Source organism: Acidobacteriota bacterium (assembly GCA_022340665.1).
In the GTDB taxonomy this organism is placed as follows: Bacteria; Acidobacteriota; Thermoanaerobaculia; order Thermoanaerobaculales; family Sulfomarinibacteraceae; genus Sulfomarinibacter.
Genome location: JAJDNM010000054.1, coordinates 38295 through 60350 on the forward strand (window position 1 = coordinate 38295; position 22056 = coordinate 60350).

Here is a 22056-nt window from a genome sequence, read left to right on the forward strand (position 1 = left end):
AAATGCCTTCAGATTGTCACGGTTCAGTCAGCCGTTCCCCGAAGGCACTTCATGAGCTCCTCGAGATCCTCAGGCGGAGGCGCTTCGAACACGACGGTTTCCTTGGTGGCCGGATGGGTGAAGGCGAGCCTCCACGCGTGCAGCGCCTGCCGCGGGAAGCTGCGCGTTTTCGCCTGAATGACCGGGTCGCCGAGATTTCGCCACTGCCGCCCGGCGTAGAGGGGATCGCCGACTATGGCGTGGCCGATGTGGGCGAGATGCACCCGTATCTGGTGGGTGCGCCCCGTGACCGGTCTGCAGCTGAGGATCGAGGTGCCGTCGAAGGATTCCTCCAGCTGGTAGAGAGTGCGCGCCGGGCGACCGTTGGCAATGACTGCCATCTCTTTGCGTTGACGAGGGTTGCGATCGATCGGTGCGTCGATCACGCCATTCTCGAGTCGGGGATTTCCGTAACACACCGCGAGATAGGTCTTGCGTACCTCGTGCCGCCGGAAGGCGATCGACAAACCGAGATGGGCGCGATCAGACTTGGCCACGACCATGATCCCCGTCGTGTCCTTGTCGAGGCGATGGACGATTCCCGGTCGTTCGACGCCGCCGATCCCCGAGAGATCCCTGCAGTGGTGGAGGAGGGCATTGACCAGAGTGCCCGAGGGGTTTCCGGCGGCCGGGTGGATGACGAGTCCGGCCGGCTTGTTGAGGACGAGGATGTCGTCGTCCTCGAACATGATGTCGAGTGGAATGTCCTCCGCCTTCGCTTCGAGTGGCGCTGGTGATGGTTCGTCAACCCTGATCAGGCTTCCTTCGCGCACGGCGGTGGACGCCCGTGCCGCCGAACCGTCGACGAGGACATGGCCCTGGTCAATCAGTTTACGGGCTCTCGATCGACTCCACTCGGCGTGAAGCTCGTGCAGGCATCGGTCGAGGCGGATACCGGCGAGTTCGCCGGTGACGGTGAACTCGAAGGTGGTCACGCCGCTTTGCGACGCGTGAGCCACAGGTGGAGCCCGGCGCCGGTGCAGACCAGAGCGAGGGAGATCAGCTGGCTGGTCGAGAGAAGACCGTCGAGCACGAAACCTCGGGCCGCGTCACCTCGGGTGAACTCGAGGAAGAAACGGCCGACGCCGTAGAGCAGGAGGTAGGACGCAAAAACCCTGCCCGAGGCTGGTCGTTTCATGTACAGGAGTGCGAGAAACACGTAGAGCCCGAAATTGAAGAGAGATGAGTACAGCGGAAATGGGTGCAGCGCCTGGTGGAGCGGGGTCCCCAGCCTTTCGGCTGCGATCGGATCGGTGTAGGTGATGGCCCACGGCAGGTCGCAGGAGGCGCCCCAGCAACAGCCGGCGAGCAGACATCCGATCCGGCCGATGGAGTGTCCGAGCGCGAGGGATGGCGATATCACGTCAAAGGTCGGCAATGCGGGGAGCTCGTATCGGCGGAGAAGAACGATTGCCGCGATTGCGGCAGCGATGAAGCCCCCGAGGAAGACGCCGCCTGCGCGAATCGTCCCGAGGATCGAAGCAGGGTCTCTGATGTAGCGCGGAAACTCGACCAGGATGAGCAGAAGTTTGGCGCCGAGCAGAGCCCAGATCACCAGCCAGAGACCGAAATCGACGAGGCGGGTTCCATCCATTCCGGCCCGGTCAGCACGAAGGCGAAGCGTCCACAGCGCGACAACGACCGCCGTCGCAAGCAGTACCCCGTATGAGGGGAGCTGGAAAAAACCGAAATCAATCAGGATCGGATGCATCGTCCGACCCGGATCGTGAGTGACGGAACTCGTTCGCGATTAATAAGAGAGCGCCAACCGTGATGGACGCATCTGCAACGTTGAAGTCCGGCCAGGACCAGGTGCGTCCGCCAACCTTGGCCCACAAATGGACGAAATCGACTACCGCGCCGTAGAGCACCCGATCGATCAGGTTGCCGATCGCGCCGCCGAGGATCAGACCGAACGCGATGCCGCCGAAGCGACTGTGATGGCCGTGGCGCACGACCATCGCCGCGATAATGACCACCGAGGTGAAAATGATCAGGTGGAGCACTATCCTGGTCAGCGGCCCGCCTCCGGCGAAGAGGCTGAAGGCGATCCCGCGGTTGAGGATGTGAGTGAGCGCAAACCCGGGCACGACCTCGATCCACGAGCCCGGTTCGATCCGGTCCATGACGAGTCCCTTGGTGATCCGGTCGGCAATGATCACGACGGCGGCGGTGATCCACGGCAGGAATCCGCGCATCAGCCCTCGACCTCGCGGAGTTCCGCCCGGCCTTCTGCGAGCAAACGGCTGACGACGTTGTGGCAGCGCGGGCAGAGGTCCGGCAGATCTGCGTCCTCGACGGGATTCTCGACTCGCCTCCAGCAGCGGCTGCAGGTGTGGGCCTCGTACGGAGCGACCGAGATTTTCAATCCCGGGTACGCAGGGACTTCAATCCCGTTGCCGTCGATATCACCGTCCCCGGCCGCGGACACGATCAGCAGTTTCGCGAGATCGATCCCGGTCGCCTCGAGGTCGGAATGCAGAGCCACGGAATCTCCGCTGAAGCTCATCCGCGCCTCCTCGGACTTGCCGATGGCGCCCTGCTGGCGAAGGTCCTCGAGGCCCGCGAGCACCACGTCGCGCAGCCCCAGGAGGTTACGGAACGCCGGATCGTCGACCGTAGCCTCGAGCGAGTCCCTGTCGGGGAAGTCGAGACGCGCGAGGTGAACCGATTCCTCCCGCTCGCCCGGAAGGTGCTGCCAGACCTCCTCCGAAGTGAAGGAAAGGATCGGCGCGAGCACGGTGGCGAGGATCTCGGCGATGCGGAGAATCACGGTCTGAGTCGCGCGGCGGGCCGAATCCTCCGGGTGATCGCAGTAGAGCCTGTCCTTGTTCACATCCAGGTAGAGGCTGGAAAGGTCGACCGTCGCGAAATTGACAATTCGATGCGAGAGCGTCGCCAGCTCGTAGGCCTGATAGGCCTTGGCGGCGTCCTCGGCGAGCCGACGTGCGGCTCGCAGGATGTAAGCGTCGAGGCCGATGAGTTCGGTTTCCGGGACCGAGTCAGTGGCCGGGTCGAAATCCGCCAGGTTGCCGAGCAGGAATCGAAAGGTGTTGCGGATCTTCCGATAGGCCTCGGCGTTGCGGGTCATGATCTCGTCCGAGATGCGGATGTCCTCGCGAAAGTCGACCATTGCGGTCCACAGCCGGAGGATGTCGGCGCCGTATTTCTGCAAGAGCTCGCCCGGCGTGATCACATTGCCGATCGATTTCGACATCTTGCGTCCCTCGGCATCGACCACGAAGCCGTGGGTGACCACCTCCCGGTACGGGGGAGCGCCCTTGAGACCGACCGACGCAACCAGGGACGACTGAAACCACCCACGATACTGGTCCTGACCCTCAAGGTAGAGGTCGGCCGGCCAATCGAGTCCGAAGCGCTCCGTGTCGCAGACGGCGAGGTGGCTGACCCCCGAGTCGAACCAGACGTCGAGGATGTCGGTCTCCTTCCTGAACGTCGTTGCGTTGCACGAGCCACAGGAGTAACCGGGCGGGAGCAGATCCTGCGTGTCGCGCGTGTACCACGTGTCGGACCCTTCGTCGATGAAGACCTGGCGAATGTGGTCGAAGACGGTTTCGTCGATTGCGGCGGTGCCGCATCCTTCGCAGGTCAGGACTGTGATCGGAACGCCCCACATCCGCTGGCGCGAGATGCACCAGTCCGGGCGGTTTCCGACCATGCCGTCGATCCTGGCTTCACCCCAGCGGGGGACCCAGTTGGCGTCGTGAAGTGCTTCCTGAGACCGGGCGCGGAGGTCGTTGCGGTCCATCCGGATAAACCACTGATCGGTGGCGCGGAAGATCACCGGGTTCTTTGATCGCCAGCAATGCGGATAGGAGTGAGTGACCTCCTCGTGAGCCAGCAGAACGCCGAGATCCCTCAGCTTTTCAACGATCGGACCGTTCGCCTGGTGGACATGGAGGCCCGCCCACTCGGGAACATCATCGGTGAAACGCCCGTCGGCGTCGACCGGCGCATAGACGTCGAGTCCGTACTGGACGCCAATGACGTAGTCTTCGGCGCCGTGGCCCGGTGCGGTGTGGACGAGGCCGGTTCCCTGGTCCAGCGTCACGTACGGGGCGAGGATGAAGACGCCCGTCTTCCCGGTCAGAGGATGACGATAGTGCGTTCCCTCCAGCTTTCCACCCTTGAAAACTTTCACCGTTTCCGGATCTGACCAGCCGATGGCCTCTGTGGTTGCCTTGAGGAGCTCTGCGGCAACCACCCAGAGTTTGCCGTCCGCGCGGACGACGAGGTACTCGAAGTCCGGATGGAGGGCGGTCGCGAGGTTAGCCGGCAGGGTCCACGGTGTGGTTGTCCAGATCAGGGCCGCCGCCTCTTCGCCGTCAGGAATCTCGAGTGCCGCGCGCGCATCGTCGTCGAGCTCGAAGGCGACGGTCACCGACGGACTCGTGTGATCCTGGTATTCGACCTCGGCCTCGGCCAGCGCGGTCCGGCATTCGGAACACCAGTGGACCGGCTTGCGGCCGCGCTCGACGTAGCCGGCGAGCATAAAACCGTGCAGGGCAGTCGCGATCTCGGCCTCATAACGGTAGTCCATCGTCAGATAGGGGTCGTCCCACTGCCCGAGTACTCCCAGGCGAACGAACTCGTCCCGCTGGACCCTGAACCAGCGGTCGGCATATTTCCGGCAGGCGCGCCGGATCGAGGGGATGTCCATATGGAGCTTCTGCGAGCCGAGCTGTTTGTCGACCTGGTGCTCGATCGGCAGCCCGTGGCAATCCCAGCCGGGCACGTAGGGGCTGTCGAAACCGAGCATAGTCCTCGATTTGACCACGATGTCCTTGAGGATCTTGTTGAGCGCCGTGCCGGCGTGGATCGAGCCATTCGCGTACGGCGGGCCGTCGTGGAGGATGAACCGGGGAGAGCCTCGGCGGGCGTTACGAATCTTGCCGTAGAGATCGATCTCGTCCCAGTGCTTGAGCATCTCAGGCTCACGCTGGGGCAGATTGGCTCGCATCGCGAAACTGGTTTTCGGCAAATTCAGCGTTTTTCGGTACATCTGGCGTTCTCCAAGGCCTCTACCTACGGCTTGTGAGCCTACGCGGGGAGGCCAATTGCGTCAAGGAGGTGGCGCAGAGGATCGCCGAGCAGAAAAGGGGGAAAAGGAGAGGAGGGGAGGGCAGGTCCGCCTTTCCCCTCTGCAAGACGCGCGCTAGCCGAGGAACGATCGTACGCGCCGGATGACCTCTTCCGACGTGAAAGGCTTGGTGATGTAGCCGACGGCACCCACCTCGCGGCCCCGGAGAACGTCCGAGGCGAATCCCCGCGCGGTCAGCATGATGACCGGGAGATGCTGCGTTTTTGCGTTCCGCCGGAGGCGTGCAGCGAGGTCGAAGCCGTTGGTCGGGGTCGAAAGAGCGACGTCGAGCAGCACGAGATCGACCTCGTTTTCGCCGAGAAGGTGCTCCGCGTCCTCGGCAGATGCGGCCTCGAAGGTCGCGAATCCCTCTCGGCGGAGCTTGAATGACAGTATCCGCCGAATATATGGCTCATCGTCGACGATCAGTACGCGGCGCCCCACGTTCGAGAGTTTAGGCCTTCAACACCACCAGATCAAGGCCCTGCGTTCTCATGAGGTTGCGTACCGGAGTCGGACTGAGGGCTCAGCAGGGTCGGGTTGATGAGTTCCCAGGTAACCATGACGAGATGAAGGACGCCGAATGCGCTCAGTAGTCCTCGAAACCACGGGGCATCGAGATAGCTGGCGATTGAGATCGGAAATCGAGTCAGCAGCAGTCCCCAGGCCCGCGACCAAGGCAGGAGAATGAGCATCAGGCCGGCGTTGACCATGTAGCCCATGTAGATGACGATGAGGATGAAGCGCCCTGGTTTCACCTTTTGATCATAGCCTGTGATCAAATCCGCATTTCGAATTTCGGATTTCGAAATTCGAATTTGCCGCCCACCCTCCCTGAGAACTGGGGGACGGAGGGGAATTGAGAACTGAGAATTCAAAATTCAAATTTCAACATTCGTCCGGTCGCCGTGTGGTAGTTTTCTCCCATGAGGATCCTCTGGGGTTCGCCCTTGCCGCCGACGCGTTCCGGTGTCAGCGATTACGCTGTCGAGCTGCTTCCCGAAATCGGAGCTCTGGCCCGTCTCAGAGTGTTGACGCCTCCGGATGCATCCCCCCCGGAACCGGGTTCGCTGGGCCCCGGTGTCGAGTTCGTACCATTCGACACCCCCGCACACGAGGACGAGGTGTCGCTGATCCACCTCGGAAACAACCCGCATCACCTGTGGCTGCTCGATCGCCTGAAAGCTCGGAACACGGTAGCGGTCATGCACGATCTGGTGCTCCACCACTTGCTCGTCGAATCGTCAGGCGAGGAGAGTGACGACCTCGGGAAGGGGCTTCGGGTCGCTCACGGCGATTCCGGCGCCGCCCTCGGCGCCGCCCGACGCTTCGGCCTGACCGGTCAGAGAGATCCATTTCTGTTTCCCGCCCGGTCAGCTTTCGTCGAAGGTTTGAACGGAGCTATCGTCCATTCGCGATGGGGCCGGGATGTGCTGCGGAAGGAATTTCCGGACCTTCGTGTTGGGCTCACGGGACTCGCGGTCGCTGACCCGGGCCCGATCGACAGGGGGATGGTGCGGCAGGCGCACGGGATCGCCGAAGACCAAACGGTGCTCATGCACCTCGGTTTCATGACGCCGGAGAAAGGTCTCGAGGCGATTCTCACGGGCTTCGCGACCGCCAGACAGGCGGGGGTCAACGCCCACCTATTGGTGGTCGGTGAGGGTCGCGGTGGTGAAGGTCTGATGGCAGCTGCGAGTGCGGTCGATGTGGCAGACTCAGTGTCCTTTGCCGGTTGGGTGAAATCAGAAGAAATGCGGTCGATTCCTGCGGCCGCGGATCTCGGCATCGTGCTGAGGACGCCGTCAGCCGGGGAGACTTCTGCGGCTGCGGTACGGTTTTTGGCCGCAGGTACGCCGGTGGCAGTCGGAGGGCAACACCAGTTCCTGGAATGGCCGGAGGAGGCGGCGCCGCGCATAACGCCCGGCCCGTCTGCGGCTGCCGAGATCGCGCGGTTGATCGCTTTCGCGGCCGAGCGCGATGAGCGTTGGGATGGGCGCAGGGTCGCAGCGCGCCGCGCATACGAGGAAAATCACCGGCCGGCTCAAGCAGCGGCGACGATGGTCGGCTTTCTGGAATCGCTCTGATCGAGACCTCATGAACAATGGGGGCTGACGGGTTGAGTACTACTGGGGCAGGGCCTTGACCGGCCGGGCGCTGTCCGCGAGCGCCACCGCGGCAGCTGCAGCCCGCGCCTTTTCGAGATTCTGGGCCACAATGACGAGGGCGGGATCGATTTCGTACGCTCGCTCGAGGAGAATTACCGCATCCCCGTACCTTGATTGAGGGTAAACGCTCGAGGCGAGGAGATTGATGGACGCAGGATCGTTCGGACGGTTGTTGACGACGGAGGCAACGATCATCTCGGCGTCTTCATACTGCCCTCTGCTGAGCTTCACGTATCCGGCGACGATGTCTTGGTCGCCGTCACCCGCTGTGGTGACCGCATCGAGGACGCGGAGGCTCTCGGAGTATTTCCCGTCCAACGCCAGAGCGAGGGCCAGCGAGCGTTGCACGTCGTCCGGGCCGAATCCTCCCGCTACGGCTGCCTGAAGACTTGGGAGGGCCTCCTGGCTCCTGCCCGCTGCGAGCAGGGCCTGACCGTATCGAGCCGCGAGATGCGGGTCGTTGGGCATCAGCTTCGCGGCCGCCTCCAACGACTCGAGAGCCCCGTCATAGTCACCCTCAACCAGCAGCAGCTCTCCGTTGGCGAGTTGCACGGCCGGGAGCATGGGGTTCTCCGCAAGAGCGTGATCGAGGGCATCGAGGGCGCGCTCGTTGTTGTGGAGCCTCGCTTCGAGGAGACCCAGGGATGCCCAGGCGCGATCTGATGTGGGATAGGCCTCGGTCAGGGATTTGAAGATGTCGCGGGCAGCGGAAGCTTCGAAGGTCGCCAAATAGACCTCACCGAGACGGAGCTTGAGCCCGATATTGTCGGGCTGCAACCCGAGCGCGGATTTGAGGGCGAACTCCGCCGATTTCCAGTCAGCCGTCTGCATCGCGGCCTCGGCCATTAGCTCGAGAGCGTAGGAATTGCTGGGCTGGCGGTTCACCGCCTGTCTCGCGAGCTCGAGCGCGGTGGTTGCGTCGCCTCCCTCGAGAAGGCGGTTGGCGCGAAGAATGAGGTCGGGCACCGAATACGCTTCGTCGACGGCCGCATCCCCGACAACGGTCCCGTGCGAGCGACTGACACTTTCGGCTTCTTCCGCTCTGCCGAGCTGGCGGAGGATCTCGACCTTCAGGGGGACCAGGCGACCGTCGCGGGGGTACGCCGCGATGAGCCGATCAACATCGACGAGTGCGCCCTCGAGGTCGACCCCTTGGCTGATCCGGTCATTGATGCCGGCGACTGTTGCCTCGAGGTCAGGCGGCGGTGCGCCGTCGTTGGCCGCGTTCTCGAAGTTCGTTCGTCTCGCTCTTTCGTAGAGATCGAGGAATTCCTGGCTGTAGTAGGCGTCGTCGAGGGCCAGATTCGGGTCCTCGACCAGCGCCGCTCTGAGGTGGGTCCTGACCTCCTCGGTACGACCGAGAAAAAACAAGTTCCACGCGATCTGCACCTGTAAACGCGCACGGTGATTCGGATCCTCGGTCTCTGACAACGCCTTGGTGTAGAGATCGACTGCGCGGTCGATTTCGCCCTGACGATAGGCCTGGAGGGCGAGCTCTTCGCTCGGCGTCACGGATTGTGCCAGGCCCGTTGTCGGGAGAAGGAGCAATAAAGCCAGGGTGCCTGCTACGGATCGAAGCAATAGCGCAAACATGGGTTTACTCTAGCGTCATTGGTTGAAGTCGGCAACCATCGCCTCGATGCCACGAGGCTCAGTTTTTCGGGGGTGCTACCGACGGCACGATCAGCGCCGGGCTCGGGAGGCGGGGGATGACGATCCGCTTTCTGAACGGCTCCTGACCGCTCCATCTGACCACCAACTGGTGTTCTCCGGCGGGTACCTTGTGCCGAACCAGTGGCACTGGCCCCAGTGTATTTCCGTCCAGATACGCGATCCCACCCGGAGGGGCCCGTTCCGGATCCACTGTGACTGTGAGTAGACCGACCTCGAGGGTGAGCGACAGGGTGGTCGTGGACGGTGTGACTTCGCGGGTCAGGGTCCGCGTCGGAAAATCCGGAAGTGACAAGGTAAATGTGTGTTGTCCCGGCATCAGGGAGATCGATCCGCCTGGCGTCCGGCCGCTCCGGAATGGACGCCCATCGATTGTGACCTTTGCAGGAGGATCGATGATCAGCCGCACGCGCACCGGCGCCGGCGTGGGCGTTGGACTGGGGATCGGCGTTTGGGTCGCGGTTGCAGTTGCCGTGCCCGTCGGTGTAGGTGTCGAGGTCGGGGTTGCGGTAGGCGTCGGAGTGGGAACCCACGGCGGACCGGCATCTCCGAACACCAGCTGTTGCGCCCTTTCCGAAAAGTAGAGGGTGGCTGCGGCGGCAATCAACAGTAAAAGGAGTGCGATGAAGATGAAGAGGAAGGGGCTACGCCGCCCAGTGTCGTCATCATGGACCTCTGGCGTCCTTTGGAGCTTGGTGTTTTGTGGCGTCGACGGCGAATCCGGCGGCTTCGGTTGCGATTGAGGGGTCGCCACGCGACGGGTGGTTTGTTCGAAGCTCCCTGACGAGGTCGGCATCTCCCGCATTGCGCGCCGCAGAACGCCTGTCGAGAGATCCTTGGTCGATGTGGCGTCGGGCACGGAGGCCGGAGAGATTCTGCGGAGGGCCTCTAACATATCCGCGGCACTTTGATAACGCTCGTCGGGTTCTTTCGCCATGCACCGCCGGATGACAGCCTGGAGCTCCTCGGAGCAGCGGCTGTCCACATTGGGTGGGTACTCCGGCTCGTCGTTGAGGATCTTGTAAAGAACATTTGACAGGGTCCCGCTCTCGAACGGACGGCTTCCGGTGACGAGCTCGTAGGCGACAACTCCAAGCGCGAAGATGTCGGTGCGGGCATCTATAGTGCGCCCCTGAATCTGCTCTGGTGCGAGATAGCCGGCGGTGCCGAGGGCAATTCCGGTTTGTGTCAGTTTGCTGGCCGAGAGCACCGACTTGGCAATGCCGAAATCCATGATCTTGACGGTGCCGTCTTCGAGGACCCGGATGTTCGATGGCTTGATGTCCCTGTGAACGATTCCCTTCTCGTGGGCAAATTCCAGCCCTTCGCAGACCTGCATGAGGATTGAGACGATCGACTCTTCGTCATTCAGAACGCCGGCTTTCAGCAGTTCGTCCAGGTCGTATCCGGATAGAAACTCCTGCACGATGTACGGGACCTTGTCCTCGACCCCGAAGTCGAAAACGAGCGTGATGTTGCGGTGTACGAGGTTGCCGACGAACTCCGCCTCCTGCTGAAAGCGCTGGCGCACCTCTTCGTCGGGAGTTGCGCACATCTTGATGGCGACCTTTCGCTTGATGAAGGGGTCCCAACCCTTGTAGATGACGCCGAAACCACCAACGGCGATCTGCTCGATGACCTCGTATTTACCGATCTTCTCCGGCGAATCCATGGAGCCTACTGTATAGGAATCGGTGTCGGGAAGCTACAGAGAGCTACAGCCAAATCACGGCATTCATTGAGCCTTCTCTGACGGTCCGGCGATCATTCCTTGGTGGAGTGGGCGAGGAAGAAGCACAGTTCCTCGAGGTGGACCTTGAGGTCGACGGTCTTCACGAGCACACCCTCAGGCGCGCGCACGCGGACGGGCGCGAAATTGAGGATCGCACGAAGACTCGCTTCGACCATCTGATCGCACACCGCCTGAGCGGCGGTCGCCGGCGTTGTGATGATGCCGATATCGACCGAACGCTGGGCGACGATTTCGCTCATCCTCTCTGAATCTTCCACCAGGAGGCCACCCGGAGTGGCATCGCCGATGCGGCTCGGATCCGAATCGAGAACGCCGACGATGAGAAAATTCCCACCCGACAGGCCCGAGTAGTGGCACAGGGCATTCCCGAGATTGCCGGCCCCCACGATCAACAGCCGCCGCTCGCGATCGAGTCCCAGGATTTCGATCACGTACTGGCGGAGTTCGCGAAGGTTGTAGCCGACTCCGCGCACCCCGAACTCTCCGAAGTACGCCAGATCCTTGCGGATCTGCGCCGAGTTGAGATTGAACTTCTGTGCCAACTCCTGGCTGGAGACTGTTTCGACGCCTTCGTCGAGGAGCTGGTCCACGCATCTCAGGTAGATGGAAAGCCGTGAGATTGTGAGTTCAGAAATGTTTGCGGTGTCGATATGACGCTTGTAAGCACCCATGCGCTACCTCGCGAGACTGAGAATAGCATCCTGTGCGGCTGCCATCACAGGTGTTGGGTAGATTCCCAGCAGCAATGTGCCAAGAGCAGCCACGGAGGCAGCAGCGGCAACTGAAAACGTGAGGTCGAAATTCGGGGGGCGATCCGGCAGCGGCCGCATGTAGAGGACGAAAATCACCCGCACGTAGTAGAAGACCGATAAGAGCGAGTTGAGGACACCTATGACGGCGAGCCAGATGAAACCTTCGTTGACAGCCGCCCTGAAGACGAGGAACTTGGCGGTGAAACCGATGAACGGCGGGATGCCCGAGAGGGCGAAGAGACAGGTTGTGAGGGCGAGCGCAGCCGCCGGTCGGTTGTAGCCCTGTCCGGACAGGTCGCTGATGAGATGGGGTCGGTCCTCGCGCTCGGAGAGCTGGGCAACGCACGCGAAGGCACCCATGTTCATGAGGGTGTAGGCGGCGAGGTAGACGAGAACCGCAGTGCCCCCCTCTGAACCCGCGACTATCACAGCCACCAGTGCATATCCCATATGAGCGATGCCTGAGTAGGCGAGCATTCTCTTGACGTCCCGTTGGACAATAGCGACCAGATTGCCAAGCGTCTGAGAAGCCACCGCAATCACGCTCGCCGCTACCACCCATCGGGGCGAGATGTGGAGCAGGCCCATCCCGTCCACCATTCGCAGCAACACGATCAGCGCCGCACCCTTGGGCACCACCGAAAGAAACGCGGTGACCGGAGTCGGGGAGCCCTGGTAGACGTCGGGTGCCCAGGCGTGGCAGGGGACGAGCGCGAGCTTGAACGCGAGGCCGCCCACCACCATCGCCAGACCGACCGCGACGAGGGGATTGAGAATCCCGACATCGACAACCTGGCGACTGATATCGACCAGAGAGATCGAGGCGGAGGCCCCGTAGAGGAGCGCCATTCCGTAGGCGACAAAGGCCGACGCAAACGCACCGACGACAAAGTATTTGAGCCCCGCCTCGACACTCGCCTGGTGTCGCCGCAAAAAAGCGTTCAGCACGTAGAGCGGAATCGAGAGGAGTTCGAGCCCGAGGAAGATTGGCAGAAGGTTGACAGAGCTGGCCATGACCATCGCGCCGACAGTGGCAAGCATCATCAGGGCGTAGAACTCACCGTATTCGCTCTTCGTGCGACGAAGGAACGGCCCGGCGATCCAGACCGAAAAGAAGAGTGCAATCAGGATATAGCCATCGACGAACGCGGTGAGGCCGTCGACGTGGAGCATTCCGGCCCACACGGGTCCTGGAAGGTCGAGGGAGAGACGCGCCCACAGGGCACCGGCGATCGCGATCATAGACAGGCCGTTCAGCGTGCGGCGCAGACCCGGAAGGAACGCCTCGATCAGCAGCACGAGTCCCGCCGCGATCGTCAGGATGATCTGCGGCATTACGGCGACGATGTCAACGAGGTTGGGCGTCGGCACGATGCTACCTCCTGATCATCGCGTGAGCAGGAGGCGGACGGACGCCTCCATCGGTTCGAGAAATGTGTTGGGATGGACGCCGATCCAGATGATCAGAACGATCAGTGGGGCGACCACGAAGATTTCGCGCAGATTGACGTCAGGTAGGGCTTCGTTGGCCCTGATGTCCAACGGTCCCCAGAACACGCGCTGCACCATCCACAGCATGTAGACAGCTCCAAGGATAATGCCGAGCCCGGCGATCGCGACTGCGACAGGGTGTTCCGCCCAGGCGCCGGCGAGGATCAAGAACTCTCCGATGAAGCCGTTGAGACCGGGCAACCCGATCGAACCGAGGGTCACGAGCAGGAAAATCGCGGTATACACGGGCATCACGCTGGCGAGGCCGCCGTAGCGCTCGATCAGCCTGGTGTAGGTGCGCTCGTACAGCATGCCGACCATCAGGAAGAGGGCGCCGGTCGTGAGTCCGTGGTTGACCATCTGCAGGATCGCGCCCTGGGTCGATGCTTGCGTCCCGGCGACCAGACCGAGGACGACGAAACCGAGATGGCTGACGGAAGAGTAGGCGACGAGCTTCTTTATATCCGGCTGAACCATCGCAATCAGAGCGCCGTAGACGATGCCGATCACCGCCAGCACCATCAGAAAAGGTGCGAAGACATCCCAGGCGTCCGGCAGGAGGGCACGATTAAATCGTAGGAAACCGTACGTGCCCATCTTGAGGAGCACTCCAGCCAGGATTACCGACCCGGTGGTTGGCGCCTCCACATGGGCATCGGGCAGCCAGGTGTGTAGCGGGAAGAGAGGTACCTTGATGGCGAAGGCGAGAGCGAAGGCCGCGAAAACAAGGAGCCCGGGCGCGGACAACCCTCCGCCAATCGGCAGCAACGGAGCCGTGGTGAGCAGGTCAATGTAGTCATAGGACCATGCCCCCGTCTGCTCGTGGTGGAACCACGCGAGATAGAGGATCGCGACCAGCATGAGGACCGAACCGGCCATCGTGAAGATGAAGAACTTGACGGCGGCGTAGATGCGCCGGGGGCCCCCCCAGACCCCGATGATGAAGTACATCGGGATAAGCGTGATCTCCCAGAAGATATAGAACAGGAAGAGATCGAGAGAAACAAAGGTGCCGATCATTCCCGTCGTGAGGAGCAGGAAGGTGATATGGAGGGATTTGATGTGCTCGATGTTCAGCGACCAGGCGGCGAGCACGACTACCGGGAGCAGTAGCGTGGTGAGCAGGACCAGCAGGAGAGAGATGCCGTCGACGCCGATGTGAAAGGTGATTCCGAATTGCGGCACCCAGGGAAACTGGTCGACGAACTGGAAGCCAGGATCATCCGGGTCGAATCTGGCCCACAGTCCCGTGGATACGGCGAACATCAGGGTGGTGACAGTCAGTGTGACGACCCTGTGCACCCGTTTGTACTGCATCGGGATGAAGAGCAGGATGATCGCGAAAACGGTCGGTCCGAGTGTTACGACGGTGAGCAGGTGGTCCTTCAGCACGTGCCCCCCATCACCACAGGAATACCGCCAACGCGAGCACGGCGATGGCCACGGCAAGCGCGTAGTTCCGCACATTGCCGGTTTGTACGAAGCGCAACACGTCGCCGGTCAGCTCGACCGTGAATGCGGCGCCGTTGATGAAAAGAGTGTCGATGATGAGTTCGTCGACCACCTTCCACAGGAAGTTGGCGAGGCGATGGATTGGTCTGACGATCAACGCATCGTATATCTCGTCGACCCAGTACTTGTTGAACAGGAGCTTGTGCAGGAACGGCAACCGTTCGGCGAGCTTGCGCGGCAACTCGAATGCATGGTCACCGGTATAGAACCGTCTCGCCACCAGCCACCCGATGACTGCGACCGCCACCGAAATGCCGACTAGTAGCCATTCGGTACCCGTGCTGACTCCATGGGTTGCGTGTTCCGCCGCATCCGCAGCTGCGTGAGAGGCGGTATCGCCCAGCTTCGGGAACACCGGGTGGAGGAAATTCTCGATCAGATTCCACCCCGTCTTATGCACCAGTTGGCCGGGGAACCCGATGAAACCGCCGACGACCGAAAGCACTCCTAAAACTGCGAGCGGAAACGTCATGCTCGTCGGCGACTCGTGGAGGTGATCCCGCGCCGTGTCGTCCCCACGAAATGACCCGTGGAAGGTCATGTAGACGGCGCGAAACATGTAGAAGGCTGTCAGGAGAGCGCCCGCCAGTGCGAGGAGCCACAAGAGGCGATACGTGTCGCCGAAACCGTTCAGGTCGGTAGCTCCGGCGGCGAAGGCGCGCGCGAGGATTTCGTCCTTCGAGAAGAAACCGGCAAACACCGGGATGCCCGCGATGGCCAGGGTCCCGGCGAGAAAGGTCCAGTAGGTGGTCGGCATGTATTTTCTCAGACCACCCATCCGGGTCATGTCCTGTTCGCCCGAATTGGCGTGGATCACGGAACCCGACCCGAGGAAGAGGCAGGCCTTGAAGAAGGCGTGAGTGACAACGTGGAAGATGGCCGCGGTGAAAGCACCGACTCCGGCTGCAAGGAACATGTAGCCGAGCTGTGAAACAGTCGAATAGGCGAGGACCTTCTTGATGTCGTTCTGCACGAGACCGATGGTGGCTGCAAAGATCGCCGTCAAGCCGCCAATGCAGGCGACGACGATCATCGCGGTCGGGCTTAATCTGAAGAACACGTTGCAGCGAACCACGATATAAACGCCGGCGGTGACCATGGTCGCGGCGTGAATGAGCGCCGACACTGGAGTCGGCCCGGCCATGGCATCGGGAAGCCACACGTAGAGAGGAATCTGCGCGGATTTGCCGATGGCGCCGACGAACAGGAGCAGGGCGATCACGGTTGCTGCACCTGCGTATTGATCGGGAGATCCGGCGGCGGCGCTGAAGATCTCACTGAATTCGACGCTCCCGAAGACCGCGAAGGTCGTGAAGATCGCGAGCAGAAAACCGAGGTCTCCGATACGGTTGACGATGAACGCCTTGCTACCGGCTGCCGCGCACCATTTCTGTTCGTAGTAGTAGCCGATCAGGAGGTATGAGCAGAGGCCAACGCCCTCCCAACCGACGAAGAGTACCGGCAGGTTCGACCCGAGTACCAGCAAAAGCATCGCGAACATGAAGAGGTTGAGGTAGGAGAAGTAGCGCGCGTAGCCCGCTTCACTTTCCGAGTCCATGTAGCCAACGGAGTACACGTGAATCAGGAATCCAACAAGGGTGACGAAGGCGAGCATGACGGCGGACAGAGGATCGAGTCGGCACGAAGCGTTAACCGTGATCTCTCCGGCGGATATCCACGTGAAATACTGTTCGATGATCTCCGCGTGAGGCTGGTGCAGGTACTCCCACAGTGCCGCGTATGTCGCCACCGTCGCAGCTCCGACTGAACCGACACCGACCACCGTGACAATGATCTTCCGTGCCTTGAAGGCACCGAGCAGGAGGTTGACCACTGCCCCTGCGAGGCAGAGGATCGGGATGAGCCAGAGATAACCAAGCATCAATCCCCCCTACCAGCGCAGAATGTTTGCCCGATCGACATCGATGGTTCCCTTGAGGCGATTGAGCGCGATGAACAGAGCGAGTCCGACGGCGGCCTCCGCGGCTGCGACGGCGATCACGAAAAACACGAACACCTGGCCGTCCACCGCGGCTGCGGCGGTGGTGTGCGCTGTGGCAAAGCGATAGGCGAACGCGCCGAAGGCGAGGTTCGCGGAGTTGAGCATGATTTCCAGTGACAGGAAAATCGCGATGCCGTTTCGGCGAAGCAGGACGCCGACGGCGCCGATGGCGAAGAGAACTGCCGACAGGGCCAGCACCCAGGTGTAAGGGATGGGGACGACATCGGCCGGTGTCAACCTTCATCTCTCCTTCCGAGATACACCGCACCAATGATCGCCGCCACCAAAAGCAGAGTGATGAACTCGAACACGAAGAGGTGCGTGCTCAAAAGAGCCCGGCCGATCGGGAAGGCGGTCCCACTCTCGACAGCTCCGGGCAGCGGTGACCCGTGCTCCGGAACGAGGAGACCGGCGATCACCAGGAGAGTCGCCCCGATCCCTGCGGCTACCAGGGTGCCGATCAGGGCCTGCCATGGCCGGCCACTGCCGAAGGCTTCAACCCGGCGGATGTTGAGGAGCATGATGACGAACAGAAAGAGAACTAGGATCGCGCCGGAGTAAACGATCACCTGGATCGCAGCCAGGAAATCCATTCCGAGCATGGCGAATATTCCAGCCATGGCAAAGAACAGCACCACCAGGGAAAGGACGTTGGTGATTGGGTTTCGAGGCACCACTGCAAGGATCGCGAAGACCACCGCGATGGCTGCTGCAACGAGGAAAGCATAGGTCACCATCGTCTACCGCCTAGAAGAAGCCGACGGCGAGGCCGACAGCGACCCAGAGAAAGTTGAGTGTGGCCAGGGGAACCATCACCTTCCAGCCGAGGGACATCAATTGGTCATACCTGAAACGGGGGAGGGTCCAGCGAATCCAGACGAAGAACCACATAAAGAAGGCTACTTTGAAGGCGAAGACCGCCATCGACGCGATTGCTCCTGCCCAGCCGTGAAATGGAACGTCGACCCATGGCAAATGCCATCCTCCGAAGAAGAGCACTGTAAGCAGCGAAGAGGCGACGATCATGTGGAGATATTCGCTCATATAGAAGGCCGCGAATCCCATCGAGGAGTACTCGGTGTGATAGCCGGCGACCAGCTCTGCCTCCGCTTCGGGGAGGTCGAAGGGCAGGCGGTTCGTTTCGGCGAAGACCGCGACCATGAATGTCACTGCGCCGATCAATTGCGGAAAGACATTCCACCGCGGTACCACTCCGAACCAACTCCCTGCCTGGGCGTCAACAACCTGTTGCAGATGGAGCGATCCGGCGCTCATGAGCACGCCGACCACCGCGATCGTCATCGCGAGCTCGTAGGAAATGGCCTGCGCCGAGGCGCGGATTCCGCCATAGAGCGAATACTTGCTGTTCGAGGCCCAACCGGCGAGGATCACCGGATACACGCCAAGCGAGGCGATGGCGAAGATGTAAAGCAGGCCGATGTTGAGGTCGGGAGCGACGATGAAACCGTCCACCGGCGTGCCGAAAACTTCGAGGTCAGCGTCCTGAGCAAAGGGGATGGCGATGAAGGTGCTGAGCGAGATGGCGATGGCGATCGCCGGTGCCAGCAGGAAGAGGAAGGTGTTGACTCCTTCGGGCCTGAGATTCTCCTTGGTCAACAGCTTGACGACATCGATCACCGGTTGTAGGAGACCGAAAGGACCGACCCGGTTCGGTCCGAGACGATCCTGAATCAGGGCCGATCCTCGCCGCTCGACCCACACCATGATCGGAACCGTGGTCAGCATCACGGCAAGAACAAAGGCGAGCTTCACGCCGACCAACACGACCTCAGTCCACACGCCGGACCTCCTCGTTGATCGGAATGCTTCCCTCGGTCGATAGGCGGCGCCAGGTCATGCCAGAGAACGCCGGCATGGTCGCTGCCATCTCCGTGAACAGGACGCGCGGCGAGGTCTCCGTTTCTTCGGCCTCTCCAAGCTCGAAGGCCAGGTGATTCACTACCGACCACGCCGGACGCGCCTGGCCGCGCGGAGGCAGAGCTCTCGCCGCGAACTGCACTCTCCCGGTGGACGAGGTATAGGTGCCCTCGGTTTCGGCCCAGGACGCGAGCGGCAAGACAATAGACGCTGCGTCGACCAGGGGTGTGCGGTACCTCGCGAGCACCGCCACGCTCCTGCCGGCAGCGAGATGCCGAGCTCCGTCCGACATCAGCCAGGGAGCCGCATGAGCGTCGAGGACGAGCACCGGACCGGTACGATCGCACACAAGGCTGTCGATTTCCGAGACGTCGATGGTGGTCAGGCCGAGGCGTCGGGCTCCGGTCGAGTTCGAGTGTGAGTCCACGCTCGAGATCCATTCCCCATGGCCGTTCTTGATGCTGCGAGCCTCGCCTGCGAAGACCGGAACGACGACCTCCAACCGGTGTATGTCGACCAGATGCCGGCGGATGGCATAGAGGGTCTCGTTGCTGAAATCTGCGGAGGCGAGCACGAGCGGTTGTGTTCCCTGCAGCAGCCAGCTGGCCACTTCGGAGATGGCGGCCTGCCAGGAAACCCGCCGCTCCTCGCTTTCGGTGTGCAACAGGGGACGATCGACATCGCGCCGATTGAGCCCTTCAGCGAGAAACCTGCCGAAATCGCACATCCACCATCCGTTGACGTCGAGATTCTCTCTCGGCACGAATCGGTGGATGGTGCCGCCGAGGTGGCCGAGCAAGACGTTGCAGCCAATGCTGCATCCGGGACAGATGCTCTCGGTCTCATCGAGGTGCCAGACTCTGGCCCTGAAGCGGAATTCGTCGACTGTGAGCGCCCCAACCGGACAGACGTCGGCGACGCAGGCCGACCACGGGTTGTCCAAGGGCTGCCCGTCAAAAGTGTCGATGTAGGAGTGGTTCCCCCGGGATTTCATCGTCAGATCTCCGGTTTCGGCGATCTCCTGGGTGAATCGTATGCAGCGCGTGCAGTGGATGCAGCGATTCTGGTTCTGAACAACGTGCGGCCCGATCTTTCGTCGTTCGAATCCGGGATAGGTCCGCCGCTTGTCGACCATGTGGGTGGTGTCGAGGCCGTGTTCGACCGAATAGTCCTGGAGTCCGCACTCTCCGGCCTGATCGCAGACCGGACAGTCGAGGGGGTGGTTCTCGAGCAGAAACTCCATCACCGCCGCCCGCGCCTCGACGACGCGGTCAGAGGCGGTGTGCACCACCATCTCAGGCTGAACCGGAGTCGAGCAGGCGGTCACCAATCGGGGCATACCTTCGACTTCCACGAAACAGATGCGACACTGTCCGACGACGCTCAGACCGGGGTGGTAGCAATACGTGGGGATTTCGATGCCAGCCGCCTTGGCCGCCTGGACGAGATTGACACCCTCGGCAACAGTGACTTCCACGCCGTCGATGGTCAAGATCACCATTGGCCCACCCTACCCTCCGAACAGCGCCGTGTCGGAACGGACCGGCAGGATCGGCTGCACATTGGATTGCTCGAATGAGCCTTCGGCAATCGCACGTTCGAACTCGTCACCGAAATGATCGAGGAAGCTCGTTATCGGACCGCAGAAGGCGTCGCCCAACGGACAGATCGTCATCCCCTGGCTGGCATATCGGGAGATCCTCCGTAGAGTCTCGATGTCTTTCGGCTGTCCGTTGCCTCTGCGGATTCGGCGCACGATGTCGACCGCCCAGTCCGAGCCCTCACGGCAGGGACTGCACTGGCCGCAGGATTCGTGGGCATAGAAGACGAGTAGATTCTCCAGCGCCCACACCATGTCGACGGTTTCGTCCATGACAATGACGCCGCCGGAACCGAGCATCGATCCGGCCTGAGCGACGGCGTCGAAATCGGCGGGCGTATCGACGAGTGCGGCGGGCAGTACCGGCGCTGACGAACCGCCGGGGATGAAGGCTTTGAGCCCTCTTCCATCGCGAATTCCACCGCAATGGCGCTCGATGATCTCGCGGAAGGTCGTGCCCATCGGCACCTCATAGACCCCTGGGCGCTCGACGTGGCCAGAAACGCTGAAGAGCTTCGTTCCGGTGCTGCGTTCGGTGCCGATGCCCGCGAACCAACTGGCGCCGTGCTCGATGATGTGCGGCACGCAGGCCAAGGTTTCGACGTTGTTGACCACCGTGGGACACCCGAACAGGCCGACGACTGCCGGGAACGGAGGCTTGAGCCGCGGCTGGCCCCGCTTGCCCTCGATCGACTCGATCAGGGCGGTCTCCTCGCCGCAGATGTAGGCGCCTGCTCCACGGTGGATGTGAATATCGAGATCGAAGCCACTCCCGAGGATGTTCTTGCCGAGGAACTCCTTGCGCCGTGCTTCGGCGATTGCAGTTTCGAGAATTCTGGCCTCCTCGGCGAACTCTCCCCGGATGTAGATGTAGGCGGTATTCGAGCCGATTGCATATGACGCGATCGCGATTCCCTCGAGAATCATGTGCGGGTCGACGAGGATGAGCTCCCGATCCTTGAAGGTCCCGGGCTCCGACTCGTCGGCGTTGCAGATCATGTACTTCGGCTTGGGAGAATCCTTCGGCACGAAGCCCCACTTGACACCTGCCGGGAAGCCCGCACCACCACGTCCGCGCACTCCTGACGCCTTCACCTCCTCGATCACGTCGAGCCGACTCATTCCGAGGGCCTTCTGGATGGCCGAATATCCGCCCAGCCGAAGATAGGTAGATATTGCCCGAGAGTTCTTGACCTCGCGCGCCCGTAGGAGAATCGGTTGAGTCATCGAGAGGCCAATCGTTCGAGGAGCCTGTCGATTTTCTCTATCGAGAGCTCGGTATGGTAATCAGAGTTGATCTGGATCACCGGCGCCTCCCCGCAGGCGCCGAGACACTGCACGTCAATCAGAGTGAAGAGACCGTCGGCCGTCGTTTCGCCGAAGTCGATGGCGAGCTTCTGCTTGAGGTGACTGACAAGCTCGGAGGTCCCGCAGAGCTGGCACGACAAAGTTGAACAAACCTGGAGCAGGTATTTCCCCGGGGGTTTGATGCGGTACATCGTGTAGAAGCCGACGACGCCTTCGACGAAGGCCGGGGAAAGGTCGAGCCGGTTGGCGACCGCCTCCATGACTCCAGCTGATATCCAACCCCACCTCTCCTGGCAGAGCCAGAGCACCGGGAGCAGGGCCGCAGCAGGATCGGGGTAGCGCTCGAGAGTCGAACGGATCTCGGTTTCCATGGCTTCGTCGAACTCGACCGAGGCGATCTCGTCTGCCGGAGCAACGATGAGCGGTTCGGTGGATATCTCGGTCACTCCTTCGGACCCTCCTCGAGTTGGCCGGTGCGTCTGCGACCCCAGTCGAAGACACCCTTTCGCCAGAGGTAGAGGTAGGCAAAAACGAGGAGGGTGAGAAACGCCACAATTTCCCAGAATGGTACGAGCGAGCCGTTTCCAACCAACGACCGATAATTGATGGCCCAGGGATAGAGAAACGCGACCTCGATGTCGAGAACCACGAAAACGAGGGCGACGAGATAGAACTTGACCGAGATTCGCTTGTGCGCGCGATCGATGAGTGGTACGCCGGACTCGTAGACCTCTGTCTTGGCGGCCGAGCGCTGGCGGGTACGCTGTCCGAGCAGTGCCGC

General features: G+C 61.7%; 20 protein-coding genes. 1 reads left to right on the plus strand and 19 read right to left on the minus strand.

The window, feature by feature from the left end; all coding sequences use genetic code 11:
- Window positions 1-23: 23 nt before the first annotated feature.
- The 6 genes from LJE93_07340 to LJE93_07365 form a co-directional block, all read right to left on the minus strand.
- Window positions 24-974: an RluA family pseudouridine synthase gene (locus LJE93_07340; protein ID MCG6948707.1), complete on the minus strand. Its 951-nt coding sequence runs from the start codon at window positions 972-974 to the stop codon at window positions 24-26.
- Window positions 971-1750, minus strand: coding sequence for a prolipoprotein diacylglyceryl transferase (gene lgt / locus LJE93_07345; protein MCG6948708.1), 780 nt, complete (start codon window positions 1748-1750; stop codon window positions 971-973). The genes LJE93_07340 and lgt overlap by 4 nt, the downstream gene beginning before the upstream one ends.
- The gene (lspA, locus tag LJE93_07350) at window positions 1731-2237 is read right to left on the minus strand and encodes a signal peptidase II (protein MCG6948709.1); all 507 of its coding nucleotides are present in this window, start codon (window positions 2235-2237) and stop codon (window positions 1731-1733) included. The genes lgt and lspA overlap by 20 nt, the downstream gene beginning before the upstream one ends.
- The gene (gene ileS / locus LJE93_07355; protein MCG6948710.1) at window positions 2237-5062 is read right to left on the minus strand and encodes an isoleucine--tRNA ligase; all 2826 of its coding nucleotides are present in this window, start codon (window positions 5060-5062) and stop codon (window positions 2237-2239) included. Before ileS ends, lspA begins: the two co-directional genes overlap by 1 nt.
- 153 nt (window positions 5063-5215) lie before the next feature.
- Window positions 5216-5584 carry a response regulator gene (locus tag LJE93_07360; GenBank protein MCG6948711.1) on the minus strand — a complete coding sequence of 123 codons (369 nt, stop codon included), beginning with the start codon at window positions 5582-5584 and terminating at the stop codon, window positions 5216-5218.
- A gap of 32 nt (window positions 5585-5616) precedes the next feature.
- Window positions 5617-5898 carry a hypothetical protein gene (locus LJE93_07365; protein ID MCG6948712.1) on the minus strand — a complete coding sequence of 94 codons (282 nt, stop codon included), beginning with the start codon at window positions 5896-5898 and terminating at the stop codon, window positions 5617-5619.
- A gap of 168 nt (window positions 5899-6066) precedes the next feature.
- Between LJE93_07365 and LJE93_07370 the strand changes: the two genes are divergently transcribed.
- Window positions 6067-7227 carry a glycosyltransferase gene (locus LJE93_07370; GenBank protein ID MCG6948713.1) on the plus strand — a complete coding sequence of 387 codons (1161 nt, stop codon included), beginning with the start codon at window positions 6067-6069 and terminating at the stop codon, window positions 7225-7227.
- Window positions 7228-7266: 39 nt separating this feature from the next.
- Here LJE93_07370 and LJE93_07375 read toward each other — a convergent pair whose 3' ends face one another.
- The 13 genes from LJE93_07375 to LJE93_07435 form a co-directional block, all read right to left on the minus strand.
- Complete coding sequence (locus tag LJE93_07375; GenBank protein ID MCG6948714.1) at window positions 7267-8901, minus strand: tetratricopeptide repeat protein; 1635 nt, start codon at window positions 8899-8901, stop codon at window positions 7267-7269.
- 58 nt (window positions 8902-8959) lie between these two features.
- Complete coding sequence (locus tag LJE93_07380; GenBank protein ID MCG6948715.1) at window positions 8960-10651, minus strand: protein kinase; 1692 nt, start codon at window positions 10649-10651, stop codon at window positions 8960-8962.
- Window positions 10652-10743: 92 nt separating this feature from the next.
- On the minus strand, window positions 10744-11403 hold the full coding sequence (locus LJE93_07385; protein MCG6948716.1) for a redox-sensing transcriptional repressor Rex: 660 nt from the start codon (window positions 11401-11403) through the stop codon (window positions 10744-10746).
- Window positions 11404-11406: 3 nt separating this feature from the next.
- Window positions 11407-12855 (minus strand): NADH-quinone oxidoreductase subunit N, encoded by a 1449-nt coding sequence (locus tag LJE93_07390; protein MCG6948717.1) that lies wholly within the window; start codon window positions 12853-12855, stop codon window positions 11407-11409.
- Between the two features lie 15 nt (window positions 12856-12870).
- Window positions 12871-14367, minus strand: coding sequence for an NADH-quinone oxidoreductase subunit M (locus tag LJE93_07395; GenBank protein MCG6948718.1), 1497 nt, complete (start codon window positions 14365-14367; stop codon window positions 12871-12873).
- Between the two features lie 10 nt (window positions 14368-14377).
- A complete protein-coding gene (gene nuoL, locus LJE93_07400; GenBank protein ID MCG6948719.1) occupies window positions 14378-16369 on the minus strand; it encodes an NADH-quinone oxidoreductase subunit L in 1992 nt (663 codons plus the stop codon).
- A gap of 9 nt (window positions 16370-16378) precedes the next feature.
- Window positions 16379-16726, minus strand: coding sequence for an NADH-quinone oxidoreductase subunit NuoK (gene nuoK, locus LJE93_07405; GenBank protein MCG6948720.1), 348 nt, complete (start codon window positions 16724-16726; stop codon window positions 16379-16381).
- The gene (locus LJE93_07410) at window positions 16723-17226 is read right to left on the minus strand and encodes an NADH-quinone oxidoreductase subunit J (protein MCG6948721.1); all 504 of its coding nucleotides are present in this window, start codon (window positions 17224-17226) and stop codon (window positions 16723-16725) included. Before LJE93_07410 ends, nuoK begins: the two co-directional genes overlap by 4 nt.
- A gap of 10 nt (window positions 17227-17236) precedes the next feature.
- Window positions 17237-18289: an NADH-quinone oxidoreductase subunit NuoH gene (gene nuoH, locus LJE93_07415; GenBank protein ID MCG6948722.1), complete on the minus strand. Its 1053-nt coding sequence runs from the start codon at window positions 18287-18289 to the stop codon at window positions 17237-17239.
- On the minus strand, window positions 18279-19868 hold the full coding sequence (locus tag LJE93_07420; GenBank protein MCG6948723.1) for a (2Fe-2S)-binding protein: 1590 nt from the start codon (window positions 19866-19868) through the stop codon (window positions 18279-18281). The genes nuoH and LJE93_07420 overlap by 11 nt, the downstream gene beginning before the upstream one ends.
- Window positions 19869-19877: 9 nt before the next feature.
- A complete protein-coding gene (gene nuoF, locus LJE93_07425; protein MCG6948724.1) occupies window positions 19878-21194 on the minus strand; it encodes an NADH-quinone oxidoreductase subunit NuoF in 1317 nt (438 codons plus the stop codon).
- On the minus strand, window positions 21191-21721 hold the full coding sequence (nuoE, locus tag LJE93_07430) for an NADH-quinone oxidoreductase subunit NuoE (protein ID MCG6948725.1): 531 nt from the start codon (window positions 21719-21721) through the stop codon (window positions 21191-21193). Before nuoE ends, nuoF begins: the two co-directional genes overlap by 4 nt.
- Window positions 21718-22056: NADH-quinone oxidoreductase subunit A (locus LJE93_07435; protein MCG6948726.1), on the minus strand; the 339-nt coding region annotated here is incomplete at its 5' end. The genes LJE93_07435 and nuoE, both read right to left, overlap by 4 nt.

Bases quoted from the DNA above. Each gene is read 5' to 3' on its own strand.
- lgt (MCG6948708.1), bottom strand. From the start codon at position 1,750: ATGCATCCGATCCTGATTGATTTCGGTTTTTTCCAGCTCCCCTCATAC.
- lspA (MCG6948709.1), bottom strand. From the start codon at position 2,237: ATGCGCGGATTCCTGCCGTGGATCACCGCCGCCGTCGTGATCATTGCC.
- ileS (MCG6948710.1), bottom strand. From the start codon at position 5,062: ATGTACCGAAAAACGCTGAATTTGCCGAAAACCAGTTTCGCGATGCGA.
- LJE93_07370 (MCG6948713.1), top strand. From the start codon at position 6,067: ATGAGGATCCTCTGGGGTTCGCCCTTGCCGCCGACGCGTTCCGGTGTC.
- LJE93_07375 (MCG6948714.1), bottom strand. From the start codon at position 8,901: ATGTTTGCGCTATTGCTTCGATCCGTAGCAGGCACCCTGGCTTTATTG.
- LJE93_07380 (MCG6948715.1), bottom strand. From the start codon at position 10,651: ATGGATTCGCCGGAGAAGATCGGTAAATACGAGGTCATCGAGCAGATC.
- LJE93_07385 (MCG6948716.1), bottom strand. From the start codon at position 11,403: ATGGGTGCTTACAAGCGTCATATCGACACCGCAAACATTTCTGAACTC.
- nuoL (MCG6948719.1), bottom strand. From the start codon at position 16,369: ATGCTTGGTTATCTCTGGCTCATCCCGATCCTCTGCCTCGCAGGGGCA.
- LJE93_07410 (MCG6948721.1), bottom strand. From the start codon at position 17,226: ATGGTGACCTATGCTTTCCTCGTTGCAGCAGCCATCGCGGTGGTCTTC.
- LJE93_07420 (MCG6948723.1), bottom strand. From the start codon at position 19,868: ATGGTGATCTTGACCATCGACGGCGTGGAAGTCACTGTTGCCGAGGGT.
- nuoF (MCG6948724.1), bottom strand. From the start codon at position 21,194: ATGACTCAACCGATTCTCCTACGGGCGCGCGAGGTCAAGAACTCTCGG.